Source organism: uncultured Novosphingobium sp. (genome assembly GCF_964277725.1).
Taxonomy (GTDB): Bacteria; Pseudomonadota; Alphaproteobacteria; order Sphingomonadales; family Sphingomonadaceae; genus Novosphingobium; species Novosphingobium fluoreni.
In genome coordinates this window covers 1-4,973 of record NZ_CAXYKL010000137.1, presented here as the reverse complement: position 1 = coordinate 4,973, position 4,973 = coordinate 1, and the positions used below count along the sequence as shown (strand labels likewise).

General features: G+C 63.3%; 5 protein-coding genes. 1 reads left to right on the top strand and 4 read right to left on the bottom strand.

Going from position 1 to position 4,973, the window contains the following annotated elements; genetic code table 11:
• Positions 1-803: DMT family transporter (locus tag ACHWRX_RS08200; protein ID WP_394658826.1), on the bottom strand; the 803-nt coding region annotated here is incomplete at its 3' end.
• 21 nt (positions 804-824) lie between these two features.
• On the opposite strand from ACHWRX_RS08200, the gene ACHWRX_RS08195 reads away from it, so the two are divergent.
• Positions 825-1,055: a hypothetical protein gene (locus ACHWRX_RS08195; protein WP_288414915.1), complete on the top strand. Its 231-nt coding sequence runs from the start codon at positions 825-827 to the stop codon at positions 1,053-1,055.
• Between the two features lie 3 nt (positions 1,056-1,058).
• Here the strand turns inward: ACHWRX_RS08195 and ACHWRX_RS08190 are convergent, their stop codons facing one another.
• The 3 genes from ACHWRX_RS08190 to ACHWRX_RS08180 form a co-directional block, all read right to left on the bottom strand.
• The gene (locus ACHWRX_RS08190) at positions 1,059-2,576 is read right to left on the bottom strand and encodes a CpaF family protein (RefSeq protein ID WP_394658825.1); all 1,518 of its coding nucleotides are present in this window, start codon (positions 2,574-2,576) and stop codon (positions 1,059-1,061) included.
• Positions 2,577-2,704: 128 nt separating this feature from the next.
• Positions 2,705-4,246: a hypothetical protein gene (locus ACHWRX_RS08185; RefSeq protein WP_394658824.1), complete on the bottom strand. Its 1,542-nt coding sequence runs from the start codon at positions 4,244-4,246 to the stop codon at positions 2,705-2,707.
• A gap of 385 nt (positions 4,247-4,631) precedes the next feature.
• Positions 4,632-4,889 carry an ATP synthase F1 subunit epsilon gene (locus ACHWRX_RS08180; RefSeq protein WP_183616647.1) on the bottom strand — a complete coding sequence of 86 codons (258 nt, stop codon included), beginning with the start codon at positions 4,887-4,889 and terminating at the stop codon, positions 4,632-4,634.
• Positions 4,890-4,973 lie beyond the last annotated feature (84 nt).

Genomic DNA, 4,973 nt, shown 5'->3' with positions numbered 1-4,973 from the left:
GTGACGCTGGGTGGCAGCCGGTCCCAGACCAGCCAGCCGAACAGGGTCGACCAGATCAGCGCGGTATAATCCATCACGATCACGGTGGAGACGGCTGCCTGCCGCAGCGACAGGGTTATGAGCAGCTGGCCCGCGGTACCGGAAAGACCGATGCCAAGCAGCACCAGGATGTCCCCCAGATCATGCCGGGTGGCATAGAAGGGCAGCATCAGCGAGGCGATCAGCGCGCCGAACACCGCGAAGTAGAAGACGCAGGCGATCGGGTCTTCCGTTCGCGTCAGGTCTCGGATCTGGAAGGCGGCAACGGCCACCACCAGCGCGGAGCCGAGCCCGGCGACGATCCCCAGCAGGGGGACTGGAGCATGTCCGGGCTGGGCGATGATCACGACGCCGGCAAAGCCCAGCGCCACGGCGCTCAGCCGCCACCAGCCGACGCGCTCATGCATCACCAGGACGGAAACCAGGACCGCGAACATCGGGGCCGTGAAACCGATCGTCGTCGCCTCCGCCAACGGCAGGATCACGGCGGCGGTCACATTGCAGAACAGCCCCGCAGTACCCACGGCGGCGCGGGCGGCGTGGCTTTTCCAGCGACGGGTCCGCAAATTGCCCAGCCGACCCATCAGCGCCAGCGCGACGAACATTATCGGGATGGTCGTCGCCTGCCGCCAGAACATCACCTCAGGCGTCGCGATCCCGCGCTCGCCCGCGAGCTTTAGCAGCATCACCAGCGTCGACATCAGGAGCATCGCGGCGGCGCGAAAAAGGAGACCCACGATCGGGCGTTCGGTGCGAGCAGTCACCCAATGGCGCTTTAATTGCTCATGAAATCCGGGCAAGGCGCGCCGATGGACAATCCGGGCATATGGTGCGCCGCGGCGGGTATCATCGCGGCTATGATCTCCATCATGGCATGGCTGGGCGATCGCGCCCGGATGCGCCGCGATGAACTGGATCGCGTGGGCTTCGTGCCCTGGCGCGCCGTGTCCTTCTGGTCGACGGTGCTGGCCATCCTGCTGATCGCCGGCGCGATCAAGCTATGGCAGGACGGCTGACGATCAGAGGCAGGCTTCCAGGTAGGCCTGATCGAAGCCGAACTGGCGCGCTTTTTCCAGCGTATAGGGACGCAGGCCCGAGGGGCGGAACTCGCCGATGATCTTGCCCTCGTCCGTCTCGTCGAGATATTCGAACTTGAACAGTTCCTGCGTGATGATGACGTCACCCTCCATCCCGATCACCTCGGTGATGTTGGTAGTGCGGCGCGAACCATCCCGCAGGCGCTTTACCTGTACGATAAGATCCACCGACTCTGCGATCTGGCGACTGATTGCTTCCTTCGGGATCTTGATGTCGCCCATCAGGATCATGTTCTCCATACGGCCCAGGCACTCGCGCGGGCTGTTGGCGTGGAGCGTACACATCGAACCATCGTGACCGGTGTTCATCGCGGCGAGCAGGTCGAAGCACTCCGCGCCGCGAATTTCGCCCAGGATGATGCGGTCAGGACGCATACGCAGCGCGTTCTTCACCAAGTCACCGATGGAGATCGCGCCTTGGCCTTCCAGGTTTGGCGGACGGGTTTCCAGGGGAAGCCAGTGTGGCTGCTGCAGGCGAAGCTCGGCCGCGTCTTCGATCGTCAGCACGCGCTCACCCGGATCGATCATCTTCGACAGGGCGTTGAGCATCGTCGTCTTGCCCGAGCCGGTACCGCCCGAGATGACGACGTTCATTCGGCACGCCCCCGCGATCTTCAGCACGGTCGCCATCTTCTCGCTCATCGAGCCAAAGCCCTGCAGCATGTCGATGGTGATCGGCTTCTCGGAGAACTTACGAATCGAGATCGCCGTTCCGCGCAGCGAAAGCGGCGGCACGATCACGTTGACGCGGCTGCCGTCCTTCAGGCGGGCGTCGGCCAAAGGCGTCGTCTGGTCGACGCGGCGGCCCACCTGGTTGACGATGCGCTGGGCGATCTGGAACAGATGCTGCTCATCGCGAAAGCGGATGCCGGCCAATTGCAGGCGGCCGTTCTTTTCGATGTAGGTCTGGTTCGGGCCGTTGACCATGATGTCCGAGATGTCCGGATCATTCAGCAGCTCTTCCAGCGGGCCGAAACCGAGCAGCTCATCGATCAGCACCTTTTCCAGCGCGAACTGCTCGCGGCGGTTGAAGGTGATCTTCAGCTCGGCCAGCACCTCGATGATGATCGGGCGGAATTCCTCGGACAGCTCGTCCTTGGTCAGCGTCGCCGCCGCCTCGGGGTCGACGCGCTCCAGCAGGCGCGGCAGCACCTGTTCCTTGATCTTGTGGATCGAGGCTTCGAAGCCGTCCTGCTCGGCCTGTTCGTGAACCGCATTGGCGCGATCGGCCAGCCGCGACATCGCATCGTCGGCCCGGTTCAGCGGCGGCGTGGTCAAGAGGTCTCCACCAGGCACAGGCGGAAACTGCTCGCCACCGGGAAGCGGCGCTTGCGGAGCGCGATCGGGTGCAGGGCCCTTCAGGGGCTTGGCCACACCGAAGGCGGGCCGTGCGCCCGGATTCATTCCGCCGATGCCGTTGCGTCGCCCGAATGCCGTCATTGATCCACCAACCCCTTGCGCGATCGCCGCTACGCGCTCGCCGTGCGTCTGAATGAAAGGCGGTATTAAGGATGAAGCTTTGATAACTTCCTAATGCCGCAAAAATCGCGTGCGGCACGGGTTGGTCATCAGCGTTGGGTGGTGAAGACCGCCGCATCGCGTTGTTGCCAGGTCATGCGCAGACCATCGCGGTGCGGGATCGCCGCCGGATCAGGGCCGATTACCCAGACGTGGCTGAATGCCTTCAGCGGCAACGCGGCTATCGCCTGCGGCAGCGTCGGCGTCATCCCACAGCGCTGCGGATAGAACAGTTGTCGGTCGTCGGTGGCGAATGGTCCGGCCACTGCGTAGGAAACCGTCAGCGGGTTCATCACGGAATTGGCCCACTGGTCGTTCACGAAGGCATGGCGGCGTACCAGCGCCATGCTGCCGATATGCGAGAACCAGGGCAGGGCCCACTCTTTGTGGCAAGGTAGCTCTACCAGGGTAGCGAGCCGGGCATGTTCGGGGATGGCGGAGAGGGCAGCCAGGTGCCGTTCCAGTTCCGCCTCGCGCTCACGATAGACAGTGCCGGTAATCACCAGGCGCAAGACGAGGTAGGCCAGCGCCATGCCCATCAGCACGCGCCGGGCAGTGTGACTGACGTTCTCGCGCAGGCTGAGTAGCGCCACGATCAGGACATAAGGGGCCAGCCGCATGTCGGCGAAGACGGAGCCAAACACTTGCCCCGGCAGAAGCAGGAAGGCTGCCAGTGCGATTGCCGCGCCCCATCCCAGCCTACGGTCGACCGAAACCTGAGGCAGCACGAAACCTGCTACCGCCGCCAGGACCAGAGATAGGGCGCAGAGGATATCGAACTGGTGGAAATTCAGGCGCTGCGTGGAAAGCAGCCAGGAGACCTTCTGCGCGATATCAAACCAGCCATCGATCCCCGAGCCGGTGGCGCTGCTTCGCCAAAGCAGCATGGGCAATAAAGGTGCGAGCAGCGGCCATTCGTCGCGTATCGTATTCACCACGACGCTCTGCAGGGAACGTTGCGCACGCCAGTGCCGCGCCAGCGTCTCTCCGGTGCACAGGATGCCCAGGAAGGCCCAACCGAACGTGTGACAGAGCCAGACCGCCAAGCCGATAGAAACGAATAACAGGGCGCGGACCGTTCCCGGCCCCACCCGCAGCCACAATGCAAATGCCAGCAGTGCCAGGGCCATCGCCAGCGAGAAGTTGAGGAAGCCCCAGGTGAACGGAAGCGCGTAGATCAGAGGCAGCGCCAGCACGGCAAATGCCGTAACCCGCCCGTGGATCATGCGAGACAGCAGCAGGATCGCGCTACCCGCCAGGATCGGTACCAGTGCCAAGGCCAATTTCACCGTGGCGGTCAGTCCGAGCAGCGGATACAGGGCTTCGACGATCAAGTCAGCGCCCAGGTTACCGATAACCTGCCAACGAAAATGGAAGAACTGCTGCAGCCAAGGGTCGTCTTGCAACCCGGTTTGCAGAGCATAGCGCCCGGTATGCCCCAGCACGTCGATCATCGGTGGGGTGCGAAGGATAAGCACCGGCAGCGTAGTGAACAGCACTAACAACGCTGCGCCCGCCCAACTCTGCAGCCAACTTGCCTTGAAAGGCAGTGCAGCGGAATGCTCTCCCGCTTTCGTCGGGGCAGCACGCATCCTATCTTGCATCGTGATGGCTGATCCCAACCCGGAGACCTGCTGGCTTTGCGAACGCCCACTTGGCCGGCGTGTCGAACGGCACCATCCGGTTCCCAAAAGCCGCGGTGGGCGCGATACGGTTCCGGTGCATCCGATCTGCCATCGAACGCTGCATGCCACTTTCGCAAATGTTGAACTGGCGCGGCTCGGGCAACATGTGGAAACGCTGCGCCAGAACTCTGCGATAGCGACTTACCTTCGCTGGATCGCGCGCAAACCGCCGGATTTTCACGCCTCCACGGCCAAACGACGGCGTTGAGAGGCGGACGGAAGAAGCTGTAACGACAGGCATAGCAAGCCGGATGGCGGCGCCGCCGCTCATCATCAGCCGCTTGTGAGGAACTCAGCCCTCGGCGTGTTCAGCCAGCACCGTAAGACCATTTGCGCCCACTTCAGCGAAGCCGCCCTGGATGCGAACTTCTTCCGGCGCGCCGTTCTCGGTGCGATAGATCTTCAGGGGACCATCCTTGATCGTGGTCATGAACGGCGCGTGGCCCTGCAAAACGCCCATCTCGCCCTCTGTGCCAGGGATGACGACCATGTGCACCTCTTCCGAGCGGACGAGGCGGGCCGGGGTCACGAGTTCGAAGTGCAGTGCCATAGTCGAATGTCCCTCGCTTTAGTTGAGGGTCCTCATGCTCCCCTCCCGGTTGCGGGAGGGGCTGGGGGAGGGCCTGTTTATCCG